This is a genomic window from Allorhizobium sp. NPDC080224, assembly GCF_050281005.1.
Taxonomy (GTDB): Bacteria; Pseudomonadota; Alphaproteobacteria; order Rhizobiales; family Rhizobiaceae; genus Allorhizobium.
In genome coordinates, this window is record NZ_JBNNWJ010000001.1 from 3369589 (window position 1) to 3390877 (window position 21289).

Here is a 21289-nt window from a genome sequence, read left to right on the forward strand (position 1 = left end):
GCATTCGCGGCAAGTGACACCAAAGCTTCATGAAACGCGCATATCGAGGAGGTCATCGCCGAGGGCGTGTCGATCTCCGAATTCCCCTGTTCGATGGAAGCAGCCGAAGCAGCACGCGCGTCCGGCATGCAGATCGTAGCCGGCGCCCCGAACCTCGTCCGCGGTGGCTCACAGTCGGGCAATATAGCGGTCCGCGACCTGCTCGCAGCGCGCTTTGTCGACATCCTCGCCTCGGATTATGTGCCCCGTTCGATGCTCGACGCTGCTTTCATGATCTCCGCTGATCCCGGCCTCGACTACGACCTGCCGAGCGCCGTTGCCATGGTGACCCGCAATCCGGCGCTCGCGGGCAACCTACCCGATCGCGGTGCGATCGCGACCGGCCTGAAGGCCGATCTGATCCGCGTCGACCTGCAGGACGGGCAGCCCTTCGTCAAGTCGGCCTGGCGCTCCGGCAACCGGGTCGCCTGACCAGGGAAACGACCTGGCTCACTCGTGCCAGGCAGATGCCAGCACCCGCAGCCAGTTCTCTCGGCAGATCTTGTCGAGGTCTGAAGGACCGTAGCCGCGCTCCTTAAGCGCCGTCACGAGCCGCTGGTTGCCGGTGGCGTCGCCGATGACATTCGGGATCGTCGCGCCGTCGAAATCGGACCCCAGCGCCACACAGTCAATCCCCATGCGGTCGACGAGATAGTCGATATGGCTGACCATGGTCGCAAGCGAGGTTTCCGCATCGTCGCGACCATCAGGCCGCAGCATGGTGACGGCATAGTTAAGACCGACGAGCCCGTGGCTGGCCTTGATCGCATCCATCTGCCGGTCCGTCAGATTGCGGGCGACAGGCGTCAGGGCATGGACGTTGGAATGGCTGGCAATCAGCGGCTGATCGCTCAGACGCTCGACATCCCAAAAGCCTTTCTCGGTGATGTGGGCGAGATCGATCAGGATCCCGAGCCGGTTGCAGGCCTTGATCAGATCTTCCCCGGCTTTCGTCAGCCCCGGCCCGGTGTCGGGCGAACTCGGATAGGCGAAGGGCACGCCATGGCCGAAGGTGTTGTGGCGGCTCCAGACCGGTCCGAGCGAGCGCAAGCCGGCGGCATAGAAAACCTCCAGCGTCTCGAGATCGGCATCGAGCGCCTCACAGCCTTCCATATGCAGGACAGCGGCAAAGACGTTGTCCGACATGGCCTGGCTGATTTCGGCCGTCGTCCGGCAAAGCCGCCAGCTGCCGTCCTGGTCGAGCCGATGGGCGATCGCCGCCATCTGCAGGGCGATGTCGAGCGAGGGGATCCTCTCCAGCGGCGGATCGAGTGGCGTGGAATAGTGACCGTTCACATCCGGTTCGCGCAGATTGAAGTCATGCGGCGACGGAATGTAGATGGCGCAGAGACCGCCGGCGAGCCCGCCTTTCCGCGCGCGCGGCGCATCGATATGCCCGGCGCTCGTTCCGTTACGAAATTCTGCGACCGGATTTCGGCCCTCGCTGCGGCTGCGCCAGAGGCGCAGAAGAACATCGTTGTGGCCGTCGAAAACTAGGTTCATGAAAAAGGATCCAGAAGTAGCGTCCAGGCAAAAGCCCGGACGGGGTATGAGGCGAAACACCGCGACTGTTTCGGAATCGTTGGACCAAATCATGTCGCGCTTCAAGCTGCGCGACGATTTATCCCGCAGTCGCGGAAACAAGCGGCGGCACTCGCGCGAGCCAGTCGGTCGCCGCCTCGTAGGCTGCGGCAACCGACAGCACCGCTCGATCCGCCCTCGGTCGCCCGATCAGCTGGAAGCCATTCGGCAGGCCCGTCGCCGAAAAGCCTGCGGGCAGTGCAGCGACCGGCAGGCCGGCCATGCTGGGACCAATCACGACTTCCATCCAGCGATGATAGGTGTCCATATGCTTGCCCGCGATCTCGCGCGGCCACGGAATGTCCGCATCGAAGGGGAAGACCTGCGCGGCCGGCGCCACGAGATAATCGCAAGTCTCGAAAACCTTCATCATCGCCTGATACCAGGCCGTGCGAACAGCCGAGGCCTCGTAGACATCCGCCGCCTGGATGCGCAACCCGGAGCGGACCTCGTAGAGGATCTCGGCCTTCAGCGCGCCACGTCGGCCGGGATCTTCATAGAAGTCGCGCATGCTGCCGGCAGTGAAATAGCTGCGGAGCGTCGTCCAGGCCCACCAGAGTCTGTTCAGGTCGAAATCGACCTTCACCGGTTCGACGGCAAAACCCAGTCCTTCGAAGACGCCGAGTGCCTTCTCGTTCAAGTCGAGCACGCCGGCTTCGAAGGATAGATGTCCACCGAAGTTCCCGAGCCAGCCGATGCGACCGCCCTTTCCAGGGATCGCCGGGTCGAGGGAGATTGGCCCGCTTTCGAAAGAGGAGGGATCGCGCGGATCGAAACCGGACTGGATGTTGAGGAGCGCTACGACATCCTTCACGGAGCGACCCATCGGCCCGAGCGTTGACAACTGATTGAGATAGGCGTCCCGCCCCGGAAGCGTGGGCACACGGCCGAAGCTCGGACGGAATCCGACGACATTGTTGAAGGCGGCCGGATTGCGCAAAGAGCCCATCATGTCGCTGCCATCTGCGACCGGCACGAGACGCGCCGCAAGCGCTGCCCCTGCCCCGCCGCTTGAGCCCCCGGCAGAGCAGGTGAGGTCCCACGGATTGCGGGTCACGCCAAAGACTGGATTGTAGCTATGCGAGCCGAAACCCCACTCCGGCGTATTGGTCTTGCCGATGATCATGGCACCGGCGGCCCTGATGCGCTGGACCTGGATGTCGTCGAAGTCCGGAACATAGTCGTGGAAGAGCGGCGAACCATAGGTACAGAGAATGCCCTTTGCTTCGCTCATGTCCTTGATCGCAATCGGTACGCCGTGCAGCGGGCCAAGGGTTTTGCCTTGCTTGCGCTCGGCATCCCTGGACCGGGCCTCAGCAAGCAGTGCCTCGCGCGAACGAAGACTGACAAGCGCATTGATCTGAGGGTTTAGCCGCTCGATCCGATCGAGATAGGCTTCCATGACGTCCTCGGCCGAGACGCCTCCCGCATTGAGGGATTTTAGCAAGTCGGCAAGGGACAGGGAGGTCAGGTCGGACACGCGGGGCTCCGTTCGAATGGGCGCTCTGGTCGGGCAGACAGAGACGATGGGCTTCCCGACAGGACACTGTCAAGCGTTGGGCCGAGCGCCTCACGCAGGCCAGCCATGCGCATCCGGAAAACTTTCCACCCACCCAAAATAAAAATGGTCAAACGACCAAATTAGAGGCAACATGCCACAAAAGAGGATGCTGCGGGTCTCGTCGAACCGCACTTCCAAAACACGGGAACATCGACGAAATCCGGCTCAGATCCCGAAAAAGGGGCAGACCGGCGAGCGCCACGGAGGGAGAGATCGGCATGCTTGAAAGCTGGCACGTGACTTGCGTGATACCCTCTGCGCCACCCTGCAGCCTGCGATCGCCGGGCACAGGGTCGAACGAAGCACTTCACGCATAACCCGAACGCCAGGGGGCACGGCTTGAGTTCCGCATCAGACAAGGCAGCCATCGAAATCCGCAGCGTCAGCCGTATCTACGGATCAGGACAGGACAAGGTCAAAGCCCTCGACGGGATCTTTCTCAAGATCAGGGAAAACGAGTTCTTCACGCTGCTGGGGCCATCCGGTTGCGGCAAGACCACCCTTCTGCGCCTGATCGCCGGCTTCGATTTCCCGACAACAGGCGAAATCCTCCTGCACGGCGAGGACATCGCCCCGCTTCCGCCCTTCAAGCGACCGGTCAATACCGTCTTCCAGTCCTACGCGCTCTTCCCGCACATGACGGTCGCCGACAATATAGGCTTCGGCCTGAAGATGCTCGGGAAACCGAAGGCCGAGGTTGAGGCCCGCGTCGCCGAAATGCTGGAACTCGTCCACATGACCCAGATGCGCGACCGTCAGGTGAGCCAGATCTCCGGCGGCCAACAACAGCGCGTGGCGCTCGCCCGCGCACTCGCCCCCAAGCCGAAAGTCCTGCTGCTCGACGAGCCCTTGTCGGCGCTAGACTACAAGCTGCGCAAGGAGATGCAGATCGAGCTGAAGCGGGTCCAGGCCGAGACCGGCATCACCTTCATCTTCGTCACCCACGACCAGGAAGAGGCGCTCACCATGTCGGACCGCATCGCGGTCATGTCGACGGGCAGCCTTCGCCAGGTCGGCTCGCCCTGGGACATCTACGACCGCCCGGCCGAGCGCTTCGTCGCAGACTTCATCGGCGAAACCAACTTCCTTGAGGTTGAAGTCGCCTCCGTTCAGGGCGACCGGGCAAGTGTCCGGCTGCGCTCCGGCCGCGAGATTCCCGCAAGCTTCCCGGACAACACCACGCCGTCGGGCAAGGTCACCATCGTTATCCGCCCCGAGCACGCCGCGATCGTCGATGCGACGGACGAGGCTACCCTGCAGGGCACGATTGAAAGCATCGTCTATCTGGGGACGGACACCAATATCAATGTCCGCCTGGAAGGCGGATCGCTCTTCACCGTGCGCCAGCAAAACAGCCGCAGCGGCAGTTGCGGACTGGTCGAGGGCGAACATGTCGGCATCATGGTCAGCCATGATGTCGCGCAGATCTTGAGGGATTGATCATGAGCGCGATCAAGACGGCCCCTGAAAATGCCAAATCGCGCGACATCCGAAACCGCTGGTTCCTGAGCCTCCCGGCGCTTGTCATCATCTTCGTCGCAGCCCTCGGGCCCCTCCTCGTCATGGTGCTCTATTCCTTCCTGGAGAAGGGCGACTATGGCGACGTGAAGTTCGGCACCTTCTCGCTCGAAGGCTGGACCTCAGTCTTCATGCAGCGCGACATCTTCGACGACACGCTCGGCATCGCCGACGCGCATCTCGCGATCTTCTGGCGCTCGATCAAGCTCTCCCTCTACACGACCGTCTTCACCCTGATCCTCGGTTTCCCGACCGCATACTTCATTGCAACAAGGCCGGCCCGCACCCGGGAGATCTGGGTTTTCCTGATCACCATTCCCTTCTGGACCAACCTTCTCATCCGCACCTTCGCCATGCAGCAGGTCATCCGGAATGAGGGTATCCTGAACAATGTTCTGATCTGGCTCGGCGTCATCGATACGCCCCTGCAGATCATCTACACCGACACGGCCACGCTGCTCGGCATGACCTATGTCTATCTGCCGCTGATGGTACTGCCGCTCTATGCCTCTATCGAGAAGCTTGATTTCCGGCTGGTAGAGGCAGGATATGACCTTTACGCCAACCGCCTGCAAGTGCTGTGGCGGATCGTCATTCCGCTGGTGAAACCCGGCCTGATCGCCGGCTCGATCCTCGTCTTCATTCCCTCGCTCGGCGCCTATGTCATTCCGCGCGTGCTCGGCGGCGGCAAGAACCTGATGCTCGGCAACCTGATCGAGCTCCAATTCGGCGCCGGTCGCAACTGGCCGCTAGGCGCTGCAATGTCCATCACGCTGATGGCCCTCGTGATGATCGCCCTGCTCTTCTATGTCCGCAACGCCGCGAAATCGGGGGTGCGTCATGGCTGAACGTCGCTTCGACATCCGCTCGCAGCCGGGCTTCGGCCTGATCGCCCTCTTCACCTTTTTCGCGCTCTACCTGCCGATCGCGACCTTGGTGGCCTACTCCTTCAATGCAAGCGACTCGCTTTCATCCTGGGGAGGCTTCTCGCTGCGCTGGTTCGCCTCGGCGCTTGAGAACGACGCCGTGCAAGCAGCAGCTCTGCGCTCCGTCATCATCGCCCTCTGGGCCGCAGGATTGGCGACGATCGCCGCCACCATGGCAGCGCTGGCCACCACACGCACCGAACCCTATCGCGGACTGACCGCCAAATACGCCGTCATCAACCAGCCGCTGATGATCCCGGAAATCGTCACCGCCGTGGCGCTCCTGATCGTTTTCTCCCGCATCAAGGTCTGGACCGGCTATTCCGGCCTCGGCTACCTGATCCTGGCGCATACGGCGTTTTGCATTCCCTTCGCCTATCTGCCCATCCGGGCCAGGCTGGAAAGCATGGACCTCACGCTCGAACGGGCAGCCGCCGATCTCTACGCCACGCCCTGGCAGGCCTTCCGCTTCGTGACGCTGCCTTTGCTGCGACCCGCCATCATCGCCGGCTTCATGCTCGCCTTCGTCATCTCGCTGGATGATGTCGTCATCACAGAATTCGTCAAATCCGGCGGGCAGGACACCCTGCCCACCTACATGCTCGGCCAGATCCGCCGCGAAACGACACCGGAGATCAACGCAATCGCGACGATCTTCCTGGCCGCTTCGACGGTCCTGATCGTGATCTTCTTCTTCATCAACCGGCGCAAGCCGCAAGCATAAAAGCAACCAACAGAGAGGAACGGACATGACAATGAAATGGATGACGACCACGGCGATCACCGCGATCTCGGTACTGGGTCTCGCAGGAGCGGCCTCTGCCGCCGGCGAGCTCAACATCTACAACTGGGGCGACTATACGAGCCCCGAGCTGATCAAGAAATTCGAGGAGCAGTTCGACGTCAAGGTAACGATCACCGACTATGACTCGAACGACACGGCACTCGCCAAGGTCCGTGCCGGCGGCCATGGCTTCGACATCGTCGTACCCTCGGCCAACTACATGCCGATCTGGATCAGCGAAGGCCTGCTGCTGGAAGCCCGTCCGGACCAGATGGAGAACTTCAAGAATGTCGACCCGCGCTGGGCCGATGTCGAATGGGATCCGGGCCGCCGCTACTCCGTTCCGTGGCAGTGGGGCGTCACCGGCATCGGCGTCAACACCAAGTTCTACAACGGCGACATCAACACCTCGGCGATCTTCCTCGATCCGCCGGCAGAGCTGGTCGGCAAGCTCAACGTCACGCCCGAAATGAATGACGTGCTCTTCGCGACGATCAAGTATTTCGACGGCGACTGGTGCACGACCGACAGGGACGTGCTGATGAAGGTGCGCGACAAGCTGGTCGAGGCCAAGGCCAAGTGGCTGGCCATGGACTATAGCGTCACCGACAAGCTGCCGACCGGCGACTATGCCGGCGTCTACTACTGGAACGGCGCGATCATGCGCTCACGCCTGCAGAACCCCGACGTCAAGTTCGGCTATCCGAAGGAAGGCTATCCGGTCTTCATGGACAGCGTCGTTATCCTCAAGGATGCGAAGAACGTCGACAACGCCAAGGCATTCATGAACTTCATCATGGCGCCTGAAAATGCCGCTATGCTGTCGAACTTTGCCAAATATGCCAATGGCATCACGGGTTCGGAGCAGTTCATGGACAAGGAAATGCAGGGCGCGCCCGAACTGGTGATCCCGGCTGAACTGGAAAGTGCGGGTGAGTTCCTGCTGAGCTGCGAACCCGACGTCCAGCAGCTCTACACCCGCATCTGGACCGAAGTGCAGAAGTAATACCGAACCACAAACGAAAAGGCCGAAACGGGAGGGCCAATGGCCCTCCCGCAGGAGGAGCATACCCGGATGACCGCACAGTTTGCCAAAGCCTATGGATTCGAGAGGCGTGACGTGACGCTTGCCAACTGGCGCACGGCCCCGTTCAGCCGCTTCAGCTTTGGCCATGCCGAAGAAGTTGTCCCGAGTGCCATGATCGCCGCCACCGCCGAATTGAGCGAAGGCGAAACCGTGGCGTCCGATCTTCTGTCGCAGGCCCTGCCTCAGGGGCTTGCCGGTCAGCCCGACGTCCAGAGCTATCTCGACTATGCCCATACCGACGCCTTCGTGTTGATGAAGGCGGGCACGATCGTCGCCGAACACTATGCCCCGCATGCTGGCATCGACCAGCGCCATATTGTCTTTTCGATCAGCAAGTCGCTGACTGCTCTGGCCATTGCAACCCTGGAAGCCGACGGGCTGATGGACCCCGACGCGCCCGTCACCAGCCTGCTGCCCGAAGCGTCCGATTCCGCCTATGGCAACTGCAGCATCCGAGACGTGCTCGACATGCGCGTGAGCCTCAGTTTCGACGAGGCTTATCTCAACACCGACGGCGCCTATGCCCGCTACCGCCGCGCCACGCTCTGGAACCCGGCCGATCCGTCCCAGCCGGACGAAACCTTGCTGGCCTTCCTGCTGACGCTGAAGAAGGAAGCACACCCGCATGGCGGCGCACATTTCTATGCCTCTCCCAATTCCGACCTGCTCGGCATCCTCATCGAGCGCGCAACCTGCGAACGTTACGCCGATGTCTTGTCGACGCGCCTGTGGAAGCCGCTCGGCGCGAAGAACCACGCCAGCGTGACGGTCGACGCCGAAGGCACGGCACGTGCAGCAGGCGGCATCTCGGTTACTGCCCGCGATCTCGCCCGTGTCGGCGAAATGCTGCGAAATGGCGGCACCATCGATGGAAAACGCCTCATCCCCGAAGCCTGGCTCGCCGACATGCTGACGGCGGGCGACCACCAGGCCTGGGTGGATGGCAAGTCCAATTTCTTCCCCAACGGACGCTATCGCAGTCAGTGGTACCAGTCGGGCGAAGCTGACGGCGCCTTCTGCGCCATCGGCATCCACGGCCAATGGCTCTACGTCGACCCATCGACCGAAACCACGATCGTCAAGCTCTCGTCCCAGCCCAACCCGCTGGACGACGAGTTGAAACACGACAACTTCGCCTTCTTCCGCGCGCTTAGCGCCTGGACCGCATGACCTCAGAGGACCCCGTCATGGCCACGACCGCAGACACCATCATCATCAACGGCCCGGTTCTCACCATGGATCCGGCATCTCCCCGCGCCGAAGCGGTCGCGCTCGCCGGCAACCGGATCCTCGCAGTCGGCACGCGATCAGAGATCGAGGCACTGGCAGGACCCGAGACGCAGACAATCGACGCCAAAGGCGCAACCGTCATGCCGGGCTTCAACGAAGCCCATATGCATATCTTCCCGGGCTCGGTGTCTCTGCGCCAGCTGAACCTGCATGGCATCCAGGGCTTCGAGGCGCTGAAATCCGCAATCCTCGACTATGCAGCCAAGAACCCGGACGAGCCGCTGCTGATGGGCTTTTCGGCTGACTACTCCATCATCTCTCTGACCGAGCCCTGCACCCGCCATCACCTGGATGCGATCCTGCCCGATCGCCCCTTCATGATGTTTGCGCCGGATCATCACACCGCCTGGGCGAACACGGCAGCACTGACAAAGGCCGGCATTCTGCAGGGCAAGGATGTCGGCATCGGCAATGAGATCGTCATGGGGCCCGATGGGCTCGCAAACGGCGAGCTGCGCGAAGGCAATGCCTTCGGCCCGGTCTCGGCACTCGCCTCCACTGGTGGACGCGAAGAGCTCGGCATGGTCACCGGCATGGACCCGGAAAATGTCACGCCGGAGCAATTCGCGCTCGACCGCGCCATCCTGAAAGCCGGCCTCGACTACTGCGCCTCCTGGGGTGTCACCTCGATCCAGAATTTCGACGGCAATCACTATCAGCTGCGGCTGATGCGCGATCTGGAGCTTTCGGGCGAGCTCTCCTGCCGCATCCGCATCCCCTATCACATGAAGAACTTCATGGCGCTGGAGGATCTCGACAAGGCAGCGGCGTGGAAGAAGGAATTCGCCACCGACATGCTGCGCGGCGATTTCGTCAAGGTTTTCATGGACGGGGTGCTGGACAGCCAGACGGCCTATATGCTGGACGGTTATGGCGACCGGCCGGGCTACACCTATGAACCTCTCTTCACGCCCGAAGCGTTTAACGCCATCGCCACCAAGGCCGATGCGCTCGGCCTGCAGGTCGCAGTCCACGCGATCGGCAGTGCAGCCATTCGCCAGACGCTAGACGGCTACGAGGCGGCGGTGAAGGCGAACGGCAAGCGCAACAACCGCCACCGCATCGAGCACATCGAAATCATCCATCCTGATGATATCCCGCGCTTTGCCACCCTCGGCATCGTCGCCTCGATGCAACCCGTGCACTACCCCGGCGGCACCTGCTTCCCGGCCGAGCCGACCACGGCCAAGATCGGCGAGGACCGCTGGGATTATGCCTATGCCTGGCGCACGATGAAGGAAGCGGGCGCACCCGTTGTCTTCGCCTCCGACTGGCCGGTGTCACCGGTCTCACCCTTCCAGTGCATCCAGGATGCGCTTATCCGCAAACCCTGGCAAGACGGGCTGAAAGACCAGCGCTTCTCGCTAATGGAAGCGCTTGAGGCCTATACCGCAATCGGTGCCTGGGTGGAGTTTATGGAAGATCGCAAGGGCGCGCTGAAACCGGGCTATCTCGCCGATGTCGTGATCCTGACCAAAGACATCGAAGCCATCGCCCCCGACGAGATCATGGACATCGTCCGCCCGGCCGTCACCATCTGCGACGGCCGCATCACCTTCCAGGCCTGAAGAAAGAACCGCCATGAGCGCCGAGATCGTCATCCACAATGCCCGCATCCTAACCATGGACCATGAGCATCCGCGTGCGGAAGCCATTGCACTCACCGGCAATCGTATCATGGCGGTGGGCGGCAATGCCGAGATCCTGACGCTGGCGGGGTCAAAGACGCGCGTCGTGGATGCAGGCGGCGCTACGGTACTTCCAGGTTTCAACGAAGCCCATATGCACATCTTCGGCGGTTCGGTCGCGCTTGGCGAACTCTCGCTTTTCGGCATGAAGGGTTTTGACGCCCTGTCCAAGGCGGTAAAGGACTATGCGGCTGCCAACCCGGACCTGCCGCTGCTCGTCGCCCAGACGGCAGACTACACCATCCTTTCGGAAACAGAGCGCGTCACGCGCCACCATCTCGACAGGATCATATCAGACCGCCCCTTCATGATGGTTGCCCCCGACCGACACACGGCCTGGGCCAATACCATCGCGCTTGAGAAGGCCGGTATCCTGCAGGGCCGCGATGTCGGTGTCGGCAACGAGATCGTCATGGGTGAGGACGGTCTGGCGAATGGCGAATTGCGCGAGAGCAATGCCATCCGCCCCGTCGCGACCATGAGCGTGACCGGCGGCCGCGAAGGCCTCGGCGTCGGCACCGGCGGCGATCCCGAACACGTCACATCGGAAGAGCGTGCTGCAGACATCGAAGTGCTGAAGAAGGGCCTCGCCTATTGCGCCTCGCTCGGCATTACCTCCTTCCAGAACATGGACGGAAATCTCTATCAGCTGGAAATGCTGGACGAGATCGAGAGAACCGAGAGTCTGCCGGTGCGCGTGCGCATGCCCTATCACATGAAGAATTTCATGCCTCTCTCCGACCTGGAAGAGAAGGCCGCAGCCTGGAACGCCCGCTTCGATACGGACAAGCTGCGCTGCAACTTCGTCAAGCTGTTCATGGATGGTGTGACCGAAGGCGAAACCGCGGTCTTCGTCGATGACTACGCCCACAAGCCCGGCTGGAAGGGCGAGCCGCTATTCTCGGGCGAAGCCTTCAATGCTGTCGCGACCGAGGCAAACCGGCTGGGCTTATCCGTCGCCGTTCACGCGATCGGCGACGGCGCGGTGCGCATGGTGCTCGATGGCTACGAGGCCTCGATCATCGCCAATGGCGGAAAGGACTTGCGCAACCGCATCGAACACATTGAGGTGGTGCATCCCGACGACATCCCCCGCTTTGCCGAAACGGGCACCATCGCCTCCATGCAGCCCACCCATCCGCCAGGCTCTGCCGGCCTGCCGCTCGAACCCTATCTCACCTATATCGGCCGCGAACGCTGGCCCTATGCTTTCGCCTGGAAAACGCTCGTCGATGCCGGGGCCAAGATTGTCTTCGCCACCGATTGGCCGGTCTCGCCGCTCCCGCCACTCAGCTGCATCGGCGATGCTCTGACCCGAAAGCCCTGGGCGGACGATATGCCGGATCACCGCCTCAGCCTGCACGAAACGCTTGCCGCCTATACCCGCACCAGCGCCTGGGTCGAATACATGGAAGACAGAAAGGGCGTGTTGAAACCGGGGTATCTGGCGGATGTTGTCGTCCTCTCCGGCGATATCGAAGCAACAGCATCGGAGCACATCGCATCGCTATCGCCTGTTTTCACCATCTGCAACGGGCGCGTCACTTTCGAAGGCGGAGGGGGCCGATGAGCGAAACGACGGAAGCGTCGACCGAGACATCGAGCAGCGCAGCGAGACGCGGGCGACCACCGGGCGCGACCCGCAAGGGTCTCGAAACCCGCGTCCGCATCATCAAGGGCGCCCGCGAGGCGCTCGAAGACGGCGGCATGGAGGCCTTGACCACACGCCGCATCGCAGCTTCCGCCGGCGTCAAGCTCGCGACGCTGCACTACTACTTCGACAGCAAGGAAAGCCTGCTACTCGCAGTGCTCGAAGACCTGATCGCGGATATGGATGCTGCCTACCGCGCGGACGTCGACCTGCCACCGGCGCCCGAGGACCGGGTCGAAGCCCTGATCCGCGCCAGCTGGCGCTACATCCAGCGCACCCGAAACAAGCAGATCGCCCAAACCGAGCTGACGCTCTACGCGCTGCGGACCAAAGGCTCCGAATGGCTCGCGGCAAGACAGTACAACGCCTATATCGATTTCTACGGCCACCTCGTTTTCGAGGATGACAGCGATGAAGAGCTACGCCGCATCGGCCGAGCCGTCGGTCGCCAGATGCTGATCGGCATCGACGGTATCATCCTGCAGAGCTATGCCCTGCAGGATCTCACGGCATCGAACGACGACATCGAAGCCCTGATCATCGCCATGCGCGGCTACCTTCGCCGCCTCATGGCCGAGCGAGGCAAGGCGCGCTAGCCAAGGTTCCAGATGCCTCTGGCATTGCCGGAGAAAAGGTTGTCCTTCTCTTCTCTCGTGCAGCCATGCAGCAGCGCCTGCGTCGTCGCGACCCAGGTCGACAGCCCCCCGCCGAGTGTACAGACCGGCCAGTCCGAGCCCCAGATCGCGCGACCGAAACCGAACGCGCCGATCGTGTGGTCGAAATAGGGTTTGAGATCTTCCAGCGTCCAGCTCTCGAGATCGCCATAGGCCGGAATGCCGGAGATCTTCACGCGGACATTGTCGCGCTTGGCAATGTCAGTGATCCCGGTCTTCCAGATGTCATAACCATGCCCCTTGATGTCGGGCACGCCGCAATGGTCGAGGATGAAGGTGACATCGGGCGCGAGATCGACGAGTGCCTTCGCCTTGTCGATCTGATGCGGCAGCATGCAGAGATCGAAGGTGAGGCCTGTCGCGCCCAAACGCTTCACGTTCTCCCGGAACAGCGCGCCCTCGGACACATCGTCGGGCACGACATGCAGAACGCGGCGGAAACCTTTGACGAACGGGTTTGCCAGCTGTGCATCGAGATAGGCGGCAAAGCCGGGATCTTCCGGCCGGCAGGAGGCGATCACACCCTGGATGAGGCTATGAGGCGCCTGCGACAACTCCTGGACCATGGCGGTTTCACCGGGGATGTCCTCGGGCGCGACATCCACCTCCATATGCAGCACCGAGGAAATCCCGAGCCTCTTTGCCTCCCGCGCATAGGTATCCCAGGTGAAATCGGCATCGAGCGCGGCGACGTCCTTCAACCAGGGATAGCTGAGCTTGTCGCGGTAGATGAGGTGCAGATGGGTATCGATAATCATGTGTGGCCCCTCCCAAGGCAATTTAAACTGATGAAGTGTCCCCGGTTTCGCCACCAAGTCCGGCGCCCGCCAGTGCAGAAATCCTCCGTGCCGTTTCCCGCAATGCTTCAAGCGTGCGGGGGATATCGGGCGCCTCGGGCGCATTGATGATGCCGATATAGGGCACGGTCAGCGCGCCCAATGCCTCGCCGTCCGCGCCGAGGATCGGGGCCGAAAGGTTGGTGACGCCAGCGGTCTGGGCGCTCGGCATCATCTCGTAGCCGCGCGCGCGGATCTCATCGAGGTGGCGAGCAAAGGCCTCGGTCAAGCGTCCCTCCGGCCCGCCGCTCGCGACATGTTCGGCCACCATCATCGCCCGCACGTCCGGACTGCGATAGGCAAGCAGCACATGACCCGACCCGGTATCGAACAGGCCCATGCGCGAGCCGACCCGCATCGAGATGCCCCAATAGCCAGGCGCCTCTAGCTGCGCGATGACGACCGGATGGCCGCGATCATAGACGACGATATGGTTCTCCTGCCGGGTCACTTCCGCAAGCTCGCGCATCAGCGGCATGGCAAGCGACGCGAGCCGCCGGGTCGGCGCATGCAGGTGCGCAAGCCCGAAGAGCTTGAGCGTCAGCACATAGCGATCGCCGTCCAGCCGCGCGACATAGCCGCGTTTCACCAGCCGATCGAGCATCCGGTAGAATTCATTCGGGCTGCGGTCGAGCTTCTTGGCGATCTCCGCCTGACTGAGCCCCCCGTCGACGCCGGCCAAGAGCTCAATGATATCTAGCCCCTTGTCGAGAGCCGGCGCCCGATAACGATCCTGGTCGAGGTCATTCACGCTTTTCTCTCCCTGAAGTTCGACGACTGACCTTGACGTTCATGAATAAATGTTTTGCATATGAATGATGCTCGCATCGACGGCCGGAATATGCAAGGGTCGCGTGACGAGGGATCGGCTGGAGGAGCCAAGAGCATGTATCTGCCCCTGAAGAACAAGCATGTTTTGGTGACGGCTGCCGGCCAGGGTATCGGCCGCGCGAGCGCCATCGCCTTTGCCCGCGCCGGCGCGACCGTCGTCGCGACCGACATCAACACCGAGACTCTGGCGATACTGGACGGCGAGGCCGGCATCACGACGCGCCAGCTGGACGTCCTGAAGGACGACGCGGTCAAGGCCGTGGTCGGAGAGACAGGACCCTTCGATGTGCTGTTCAATTGCGCCGGTGTCGTGCATGGCGGCACCATCATGGACATGGCCGACAAGGATCTCGACTTTGCACTCGACCTCAATGTCCGCGCGATGATCCGCACAATCCGTGCCGTGCTACCTGCCATGCTGGAGAAGGGCGACGGCTCCATCATCAACATGGCATCGGTCGCCAGCTCCGTGAAGGGCGTGCCGAACCGCTGCGCCTATACCGTCACCAAGGCCGCTGTGGTGGGGCTCACCAAATCCGTCGCCGCCGACTATGTGACGCAAGGGATCCGCTGCAACGCGATCTGCCCCGGCACGGTCGAAAGCCCTTCCCTGCAGGACCGCATGCGCGCACAAGGCGACTACGATGCCGCCCGCGCCGCCTTCATCGCCCGCCAGCCCATGGGGCGTCTGGGCACCCCGGAAGAAATCGCCGACCTCGCCGTCTACATCGCCGGCGCTACCTATACCTCGGGCCAAGCCTTCGCCATCGACGGCGGCTGGACCATCTAATTCTGAAGAAGGAAGAAACCCATGAAACTCATGCGCGTCGGCCCACTCGGCCAGGAAAAGCCTGCGATCCTCGATAAGGACGGCAAGGTTCGTGACCTCTCGGCTCATGTGAGCGATATCGGCGGTGCGGCTATATCCCCGGAAGGTCTGGCGAAGATCGCCGCTATCGACCCAGCCTCGCTGCCTGAGATCGCCGCAGACCGCATCGGCCCCTGCGTCGCCGGTACCGGCAAGTTCATCTGCATCGGCCTCAACTATTCCGACCACGCCGCCGAAACCGGTGCCGCTGTGCCGCCGGAGCCGGTGATCTTCATGAAAGCAACCTCCGCCATCTGCGGCCCGAACGACGACGTGCTTATCCCCCGCGGTTCGGAGAAGACCGACTGGGAAGTTGAGCTTGGCGTGGTCATCGGAAAGACCGCGAAATACGTCTCGGAAGCGGACGCCATGGACTACGTCGCCGGCTACTGCGTCTCCCACGACGTCTCCGAGCGAGCCTTCCAGACAGAACGCGCGGGACAATGGACCAAGGGCAAGTCCTGCGACACCTTCGGTCCGATCGGCCCCTGGCTCGTCACCAAGGACGAAGTCGCCGACCCGCAGAACCTCAAGATGTGGCTCTCGGTCAATGGCAAGATGATGCAGGACGGCTCGTCGAAGACTATGGTCTACGGCGTCGCTCACCTCGTCTCCTATCTCAGCCAGTTCATGAGCCTGCATCCGGGCGATGTGATCTCCACCGGCACGCCTCCAGGCGTCGGCCTCGGCATGAAGCCGCCGCAGTTCTTGAAGGCCGGCGATGTGGTCGAACTCGGCATCGAGGGGCTCGGCACGCAGAAGCAGACGTTTAAGGCTGATGCTTGAGTTCACCGATAGGACCGTTGTTGACCCCGCCCATGTGGCGGGGTTTTACGTTTATGCGCCATGCATGGGGCCTGATATTGGCGACGCTCTGTCCATGTGGACTCATCCTGGTTCGCCCACTATCTTGTAAGCAGGTATCACCCAGTAGTCTGGAGCGACCATGGCGACCTCGCTGAAGATCGATGACGCGTTAAAAGAGCGGGTGCAGCAACTGGCCAACGACCGCAAACGCTCGGCGCATGGACTGATGCTGGAAGCGATTGAGCAGTATGTGGAGCGTGAGGAGGCCCGTGAGACCTTCACGCGAGAGGCACTGGCATCCTGGACGGCTTTCAGGGAAACGGGCCGCCACCTGACACTGGAGGAAGTTGGCGACTGGCTCGAAACCTGGGGCACAGCCGACGAAAAACCGGTGCCCGAGTGCCACGAGTAATCGTGACAGAGGGAGCAGCTATTGGTTTGGAGCGATGCCGTCGGTTCCTCGGGCGAAATCTCCAGAAGCAGCTCAAAGAGCCGCAAAAGCCATCAATCAACAGCTCAAATTGCTCGAAAGTCGTCCTGAGATAGGCCGCCGCTTGGAGCGGCAGCCGGAATTGCGGGAGTTGACGATCGGTTTCGGCGCCTACGGCTACGTCGCCCTCTATCGGTACGAAGCCTCGGAGGAGGTCGTCTACCTGCTCGCATTCAGGCACCAAAGAGAGGCCGGCTATTGAGGCCTTGTCTGCCCGCGCCAATCAAGAATTCTGCCAACAAAAAAGCCGGGCGTTTCCACCCGGCTTCCTCATTCGTAGTGCAGCAACCGCCTTACTTGATCAGCGGCAGGATGCTGTCGATCGACTTCTTCGCGTCACCGTAGAACATGCGCGTATTCTCCTTGTAGAACAGCGGGTTCTCGATGCCGGAATAGCCGGTGCCCTGGCCGCGCTTGGAAACGAAGACCTGCTTCGCCTTCCACACTTCCAGAACTGGCATGCCGGCGATGGGCGAGTTCGGATCTTCCTGGGCGGCCGGGTTGACGATGTCGTTCGAGCCGATGACGATGGCGACGTCCGTTTCGGGGAAGTCCTCGTTGATCTCGTCCATTTCCAGAACGATGTCGTAAGGCACCTTCGCTTCCGCGAGCAGCACGTTCATGTGGCCCGGCAGGCGTCCGGCGACCGGATGGATCGCGAAGCGCACAGTCTTGCCGGCGGCGCGCAGCTTGCGGGTCAGTTCCGATACAGACTGCTGCGCCTGGGCGACCGCCATGCCGTAACCCGGAACGATGATGACGCTGTCTGCATCGTTCAGCGCATTGGCCACGCCGTCGCCGTCGATGGCGATCTGCTCGCCCACGACTTCCATCTGCGGCCCGGTCGTGCCGCCGAAGCCGCCCAAGATGACCGAGACGAAGCTGCGGTTCATCGCCTTGCACATGATGTAGGAAAGGATCGCACCGGACGAACCGACGAGAGCACCGACGACGATCAGGAGATCGTTCGACAGCGAGAAGCCGATGGCAGCAGCAGCCCAACCGGAATAGCTGTTGAGCATTGAGACGACGACGGGCATGTCGGCGCCGCCGATGCCCATGATCAGGTGATAGCCGATGAAGAGCGCCAGAAGCGTCATCAGGATCAGCGTCCAGCTGCCGGCGCCGTTGAAATAGAGCACCAGCAGGATCAGCGAGCCGAGAGCAGCACCCGCATTCAGCATGTGCCCGCCCGGCAGCTTCTTGGCCGTCGTATCGACCTTGCCCGCCAGCTTGCCATAGGCGACCACGGAACCCGTGAAGGTGATGGCACCGATAAAGACGCCGAGGAAGACCTCGATCTTCAGAACCGCTATCTCGGCACTGGTCTTCTCGGCAATCTTCAGGGCAAAGCCGGTAAAGTCATTGAAGAGGGCCGTGTGACCGTTCTGAGCAGCGCAGACGACCGCATTGAGCGCGGGATCGCAGAACGCGATATTGGCATTGGCGAGCGAGCTAGCAATCCGCCACATCTCGATTTCGGCATTGAAGCCGATAAAGACGGCAGCCAGACCGACCAGCGAATGCATGGCAGCCACAAGCTGCGGCATCTCGGTCATCTGCACGCGCTGGGCAACGACCCAGCCGATGCTGCCGCCGATGGCGATCATCACGACCGAGACCAACCAGTTACCGGCGCCAGGACCGTAGATCGTCGCGAGAACTGCAAGCGCCATGCCTGATATACCGTACCAGACGGCGCGCTTGGCGCTTTCCTGACCTGAGAGACCGCCGAGCGACAGGATGAAGAGAACGGCTGCGACGACATAAGCCGCTGTGGTGAATCCGTATTCCATGAGTTTTCCCCTCCCCGCTCTTTAAGACTTCTGGAACATGGCGAGCATACGCCGTGTCACCATGAAGCCGCCGAAGATGTTGATGCCGGCCATCAGAACCGACAGTGCGGCGAGGATGATCACCAGGAAGTTGCCCGACCCGATCTGCATCAGGGCCCCCAGGATGATGATCGAGGAAATGGCATTGGTAATCGCCATCAGCGGCGTGTGCAGCGAATGGCTGACATTCCAGATCACCTGGAAACCGACGAAGCAGGCGAGCACGAAGACGATGAAATGGCTCATGAAGCTGGCCGGCGCGTAAAGGCCCGCGAGCAGGATCAACGCACCGCCACCGGCGAGCATCGCCACCTGGTTGCGGGTCTGCGTCTTGAAGGCGGCGATTTCCTGCGCCCGCTTCTCCTCGGGCGTCAGCTCCTTCACCTTTTCCTTAGGCTTGGCAGCCGCGATCGCTTGAATCTTCGGCGGCGGCGGCGGGAAGGTTATCTCGCCACCCTTGGTGACCGTCGCCCCACGGATGACGTCGTCCTCCATGTTGTGAACGACCACGCCATCCTTGGCCGGCGTCAGGTCCGTCATCATGTGGCGGATATTGGTGGAGTAGAGCGTCGAGGACTGCGCAGCCATGCGGCTCGGGAAATCGGTATAGCCGACGATGGTCACGCCGTTCTCGGAGACGATCTTCTGGTCGGGAACCGTCAGGTCACAATTGCCGCCTCGCTCGGCTGCGAGGTCGACGACGACGGAGCCCGGCTTCATCGCAGCGACCATGTCGGCGAGCCACAGCTTCGGCGCATCACGGCCGGGGATCAGCGCGGTTGTGATCACGATGTCGATCTCGGGCGCCAGCTCGCGGAACTTGGCAAGCTGTTTTTCGCGAAATTCCGGTGAAGAGGGTGCCGCGTAACCGCCGGTCGCTGCGCCATCCTGCGTCGCTTCGAATTCGAGATAGACGAACTGAGCGCCCATACTCTCGATCTGCTCGGCAACTTCAGGCCGCACGTCGAAGGCATAGGTGATGGCGCCGAGAGACGTGGCCGTGCCAATGGCGGCCAGACCCGCGACGCCCGCACCGATCACCAGCACCTTGGCCGGCGGCACCTTGCCGGCCGCCGTCACCTGACCGGTGAAGAAACGGCCAAAATTATTGCCAGCCTCGATCACTGCGCGATAGCCGGCGATGTTGGCCATCGACGACAGCGCGTCCATCTTCTGGGCGCGGCTGATGCGCGGCACCATGTCCATGGCAACGACCGTCGCGCCCTTGTCTTTGGCCTGCTCGAGCAGAGCCGTGTTCTGGGCCGGATAGAAGAAGGAGATCAGCGTCTTGCCAGGTCCGAGACGATCGACTTCAGCCGTTTCCGGCGGACGCACCTTGGCGATGATGTCAGCTGTTTCATAAAGCGCAGCGGCCGTCTCGACCACCGTCACGCCGGCGGCGCGATAGGCATCGTCCGACAACCCCGCGGCCTTGCCGGCACCGCTTTCGATGACGCATTCATAGCCGAGTTTCCGCAACTGCGAGGCGCTATCAGGCGTCATCGCGACGCGGGCCTCGCCGGCATAAATCTCCCTTGGCGATCCGATCTTCAATCCCATCTCCCAAACTCCGTTCGAACGGGTTCCACCTACTGTCCTTCGTCCAAAGTCGAAGGACTCTCCGATCGCGGACACGACCAGAACTAAGGCCCCCTGTCTAGTCCAGCTCCGAGAACAAATGACTGTTTTGTCCTGAGGCTTATCCGCTTAAACCGATTTTTGTTGCAGCGCACACACGCGGCTCCCGATGACACCCGATGGAACAATTGACCGCTGGCCCTGTTTCCCACGGGAACAACGCACAAGGAGACCCACATGCTGCAATGGATCCTCATCCTTCTTCTGATCGCCGCTGTCGCAAGCCTGCTCGGTTTTCGTGGCGTGGCCGGCGCCTCGGCCGGCGTCGCCAAGATCCTGATTTTCATCGTCTTGGTCGTTATGATCATCGCGCTCTTTACCGGCGTCGTCATCGTCGCCTGACGAGAGTTCACCCAGACGGAAAAGGCCCGCACGCTATTAGCGATGCGGGCCTTTTTCTATGCAGCGATCAGATGAAAGGCCTGACCCTTTGCTCGGCCGGCGTCCAACCGGAAATTTCCTGCAGGCCGAGGGGGTCGACGATGTCGCAGCCCCGCTCGCGCCAGCGTATGAGCCCCCGGTCGGCGAGCTTCTTCAGCGTCTTGTTGGTATGGACAATCGAGAGCCCGAGCGTATCGGCAAAATGCATCTGCGTGACTGGAATATGGCGGTGGTTGTCGCCGAGGATGCCGGCATTCATGCCACGATCGAACAGGAAGGCCAGGAGGTAGGAGGCTCTCTCCAGCGCAGACCGGCGCCCGATGCTGAGCAGATGTTCGTCAAGAATGCACTCTTCGCGCGCTGCAAGCCAGGTGAGATCGAAGCTCAGCCCCGGATGCAGCTCGAACAGGGAAAACAGCCGACTTCTTTCGAAGACACAGAGCGTCATGGGTGTCAGGGCTTCAACCGAATGCTGCATCTCGGCCATGACAGCGCCCTGCAGGCCGATCATGTCGCCAGGCACGATGTAGTTCAGGATCTGTCGTCGGCCGTCTTCGAGGATCTTGTAGCGGAAGCCCCAACCCGACAGCACCGTGTAAAGATGGGCGCTGCGCGCGCCTTCGACGAGCACGGTCGTTCCCGGATCGGCAACGAGTTCGCCACGCTTGAAGGTGGAGACGAATTCCAGTTCTGACTCAGTGAAAGGGCGGAACCGTTTCATATGCCGCAAGGGACATTCGAAACAGCTTACACGAATGGGGGAATGACGCGGTTCGATTGCCACGGGATAACCTCGTTTGTCCG

Annotated in this window: 21 protein-coding genes; 14 read left to right on the plus strand and 7 right to left on the minus strand. The window is 61.8% G+C overall.

Annotation, left to right across the window (positions count from 1 at the left end; translation table 11 throughout):
• Positions 1-66: 66 nt before the first annotated feature.
• On the plus strand, positions 67-471 hold the full coding sequence (locus ACQKP1_RS16595; protein WP_427276104.1) for an amidohydrolase family protein: 405 nt from the start codon (positions 67-69) through the stop codon (positions 469-471).
• Positions 472-489: 18 nt separating this feature from the next.
• Here the strand turns inward: ACQKP1_RS16595 and ACQKP1_RS16600 are convergent, their stop codons facing one another.
• Together ACQKP1_RS16600 and ACQKP1_RS16605 are read right to left on the minus strand one after the other, a co-directional pair.
• The gene (locus tag ACQKP1_RS16600; RefSeq protein ID WP_427276105.1) at positions 490-1542 is read right to left on the minus strand and encodes a dipeptidase; all 1053 of its coding nucleotides are present in this window, start codon (positions 1540-1542) and stop codon (positions 490-492) included.
• 118 nt (positions 1543-1660) lie between these two features.
• Complete coding sequence (locus ACQKP1_RS16605; protein WP_427276106.1) at positions 1661-3100, minus strand: amidase; 1440 nt, start codon at positions 3098-3100, stop codon at positions 1661-1663.
• 420 nt (positions 3101-3520) lie between these two features.
• Here ACQKP1_RS16605 and ACQKP1_RS16610 point away from each other — a divergent pair, with 420 nt between their 5' ends.
• From ACQKP1_RS16610 to ACQKP1_RS16645, 8 genes are all read left to right on the plus strand, one after another.
• On the plus strand, positions 3521-4621 hold the full coding sequence (locus tag ACQKP1_RS16610; protein ID WP_427276107.1) for an ABC transporter ATP-binding protein: 1101 nt from the start codon (positions 3521-3523) through the stop codon (positions 4619-4621).
• A gap of 2 nt (positions 4622-4623) precedes the next feature.
• Complete coding sequence (locus tag ACQKP1_RS16615; protein WP_427276108.1) at positions 4624-5547, plus strand: ABC transporter permease; 924 nt, start codon at positions 4624-4626, stop codon at positions 5545-5547.
• On the plus strand, positions 5540-6349 hold the full coding sequence (locus ACQKP1_RS16620; protein ID WP_427276109.1) for an ABC transporter permease: 810 nt from the start codon (positions 5540-5542) through the stop codon (positions 6347-6349). The genes ACQKP1_RS16615 and ACQKP1_RS16620 overlap by 8 nt, the downstream gene beginning before the upstream one ends.
• Before the next feature lie 31 nt (positions 6350-6380).
• Entirely contained in the window at positions 6381-7415 is a 1035-nt protein-coding gene (locus ACQKP1_RS16625) for an extracellular solute-binding protein (RefSeq protein ID WP_427276471.1), read from the plus strand.
• Positions 7416-7484: 69 nt separating this feature from the next.
• Positions 7485-8666 carry a serine hydrolase domain-containing protein gene (locus ACQKP1_RS16630; RefSeq protein WP_427276110.1) on the plus strand — a complete coding sequence of 394 codons (1182 nt, stop codon included), beginning with the start codon at positions 7485-7487 and terminating at the stop codon, positions 8664-8666.
• Positions 8667-8683: 17 nt separating this feature from the next.
• Positions 8684-10354, plus strand: a complete 1671-nt coding sequence (locus ACQKP1_RS16635; RefSeq protein ID WP_427276111.1) for an amidohydrolase — start codon at positions 8684-8686, stop codon at positions 10352-10354.
• 13 nt (positions 10355-10367) lie between these two features.
• Positions 10368-12044: an amidohydrolase gene (locus tag ACQKP1_RS16640; RefSeq protein ID WP_427276112.1), complete on the plus strand. Its 1677-nt coding sequence runs from the start codon at positions 10368-10370 to the stop codon at positions 12042-12044.
• Positions 12041-12721, plus strand: coding sequence for a TetR/AcrR family transcriptional regulator (locus tag ACQKP1_RS16645; protein ID WP_427276113.1), 681 nt, complete (start codon positions 12041-12043; stop codon positions 12719-12721). Before ACQKP1_RS16640 ends, ACQKP1_RS16645 begins: the two co-directional genes overlap by 4 nt.
• Here the strand turns inward: ACQKP1_RS16645 and ACQKP1_RS16650 are convergent.
• Positions 12718-13557: an amidohydrolase family protein gene (locus ACQKP1_RS16650; RefSeq protein WP_427276114.1), complete on the minus strand. Its 840-nt coding sequence runs from the start codon at positions 13555-13557 to the stop codon at positions 12718-12720. The genes ACQKP1_RS16645 and ACQKP1_RS16650 overlap by 4 nt on opposite strands.
• A 22-nt stretch (positions 13558-13579) precedes the next feature.
• Positions 13580-14386: an IclR family transcriptional regulator gene (locus ACQKP1_RS16655; protein ID WP_427276115.1), complete on the minus strand. Its 807-nt coding sequence runs from the start codon at positions 14384-14386 to the stop codon at positions 13580-13582.
• Between the two features lie 135 nt (positions 14387-14521).
• Here ACQKP1_RS16655 and ACQKP1_RS16660 point away from each other — a divergent pair, with 135 nt between their 5' ends.
• The 4 genes from ACQKP1_RS16660 (at position 14522) to ACQKP1_RS16675 (ending at position 16833) form a co-directional block, all read left to right on the plus strand.
• Positions 14522-15256 (plus strand): SDR family oxidoreductase, encoded by a 735-nt coding sequence (locus ACQKP1_RS16660; protein WP_203017700.1) that lies wholly within the window; start codon positions 14522-14524, stop codon positions 15254-15256.
• A 21-nt stretch (positions 15257-15277) separates the two neighbouring features.
• Positions 15278-16120 (plus strand): fumarylacetoacetate hydrolase family protein, encoded by an 843-nt coding sequence (locus ACQKP1_RS16665; protein WP_427276116.1) that lies wholly within the window; start codon positions 15278-15280, stop codon positions 16118-16120.
• Positions 16121-16280: 160 nt separating this feature from the next.
• Positions 16281-16553: a CopG family ribbon-helix-helix protein gene (locus tag ACQKP1_RS16670; RefSeq protein ID WP_427276117.1), complete on the plus strand. Its 273-nt coding sequence runs from the start codon at positions 16281-16283 to the stop codon at positions 16551-16553.
• Between the two features lie 34 nt (positions 16554-16587).
• Positions 16588-16833, plus strand: coding sequence for a type II toxin-antitoxin system RelE/ParE family toxin (locus tag ACQKP1_RS16675; RefSeq protein ID WP_427276118.1), 246 nt, complete (start codon positions 16588-16590; stop codon positions 16831-16833).
• A 91-nt stretch (positions 16834-16924) separates the two neighbouring features.
• Here ACQKP1_RS16675 and ACQKP1_RS16680 read toward each other — a convergent pair whose 3' ends face one another.
• On the minus strand, positions 16925-18427 hold the full coding sequence (locus tag ACQKP1_RS16680) for an NAD(P)(+) transhydrogenase (Re/Si-specific) subunit beta (protein ID WP_203017709.1): 1503 nt from the start codon (positions 18425-18427) through the stop codon (positions 16925-16927).
• Positions 18428-18448: 21 nt separating this feature from the next.
• The gene (locus ACQKP1_RS16685; protein ID WP_427276472.1) at positions 18449-20020 is read right to left on the minus strand and encodes a Re/Si-specific NAD(P)(+) transhydrogenase subunit alpha; all 1572 of its coding nucleotides are present in this window, start codon (positions 20018-20020) and stop codon (positions 18449-18451) included.
• A 261-nt stretch (positions 20021-20281) separates the two neighbouring features.
• Between ACQKP1_RS16685 and ACQKP1_RS16690 the strand changes: the two genes are divergently transcribed.
• On the plus strand, positions 20282-20446 hold the full coding sequence (locus tag ACQKP1_RS16690) for a DUF1328 domain-containing protein (protein WP_006724646.1): 165 nt from the start codon (positions 20282-20284) through the stop codon (positions 20444-20446).
• A gap of 67 nt (positions 20447-20513) precedes the next feature.
• On the opposite strand, the gene ACQKP1_RS16695 is transcribed toward ACQKP1_RS16690, so the two are convergent.
• Positions 20514-21269 (minus strand): Crp/Fnr family transcriptional regulator, encoded by a 756-nt coding sequence (locus ACQKP1_RS16695; protein ID WP_203019798.1) that lies wholly within the window; start codon positions 21267-21269, stop codon positions 20514-20516.
• Between the last annotated feature and the right edge of the window lie 20 nt (positions 21270-21289).

Excerpts from the sequence above, each read along its gene's own strand:
- ACQKP1_RS16600 (WP_427276105.1), bottom strand. The coding sequence starts at position 1,542 with ATGAACCTAGTTTTCGACGGCCACAACGATGTTCTTCTGCGCCTCTGG.
- ACQKP1_RS16615 (WP_427276108.1), top strand. The coding sequence starts at position 4,624 with ATGAGCGCGATCAAGACGGCCCCTGAAAATGCCAAATCGCGCGACATC.
- ACQKP1_RS16620 (WP_427276109.1), top strand. The coding sequence starts at position 5,540 with ATGGCTGAACGTCGCTTCGACATCCGCTCGCAGCCGGGCTTCGGCCTG.
- ACQKP1_RS16625 (WP_427276471.1), top strand. The coding sequence starts at position 6,381 with ATGAAATGGATGACGACCACGGCGATCACCGCGATCTCGGTACTGGGT.
- ACQKP1_RS16630 (WP_427276110.1), top strand. The coding sequence starts at position 7,485 with ATGACCGCACAGTTTGCCAAAGCCTATGGATTCGAGAGGCGTGACGTG.
- ACQKP1_RS16635 (WP_427276111.1), top strand. The coding sequence starts at position 8,684 with ATGGCCACGACCGCAGACACCATCATCATCAACGGCCCGGTTCTCACC.
- ACQKP1_RS16640 (WP_427276112.1), top strand. The coding sequence starts at position 10,368 with ATGAGCGCCGAGATCGTCATCCACAATGCCCGCATCCTAACCATGGAC.
- ACQKP1_RS16645 (WP_427276113.1), top strand. The coding sequence starts at position 12,041 with ATGAGCGAAACGACGGAAGCGTCGACCGAGACATCGAGCAGCGCAGCG.
- ACQKP1_RS16650 (WP_427276114.1), bottom strand. The coding sequence starts at position 13,557 with ATGATTATCGATACCCATCTGCACCTCATCTACCGCGACAAGCTCAGC.
- ACQKP1_RS16660 (WP_203017700.1), top strand. The coding sequence starts at position 14,522 with ATGTATCTGCCCCTGAAGAACAAGCATGTTTTGGTGACGGCTGCCGGC.
- ACQKP1_RS16665 (WP_427276116.1), top strand. The coding sequence starts at position 15,278 with ATGAAACTCATGCGCGTCGGCCCACTCGGCCAGGAAAAGCCTGCGATC.
- ACQKP1_RS16670 (WP_427276117.1), top strand. The coding sequence starts at position 16,281 with ATGGCGACCTCGCTGAAGATCGATGACGCGTTAAAAGAGCGGGTGCAG.
- ACQKP1_RS16675 (WP_427276118.1), top strand. The coding sequence starts at position 16,588 with ATGCCGTCGGTTCCTCGGGCGAAATCTCCAGAAGCAGCTCAAAGAGCC.
- ACQKP1_RS16680 (WP_203017709.1), bottom strand. The coding sequence starts at position 18,427 with ATGGAATACGGATTCACCACAGCGGCTTATGTCGTCGCAGCCGTTCTC.
- ACQKP1_RS16690 (WP_006724646.1), top strand. The coding sequence starts at position 20,282 with ATGCTGCAATGGATCCTCATCCTTCTTCTGATCGCCGCTGTCGCAAGC.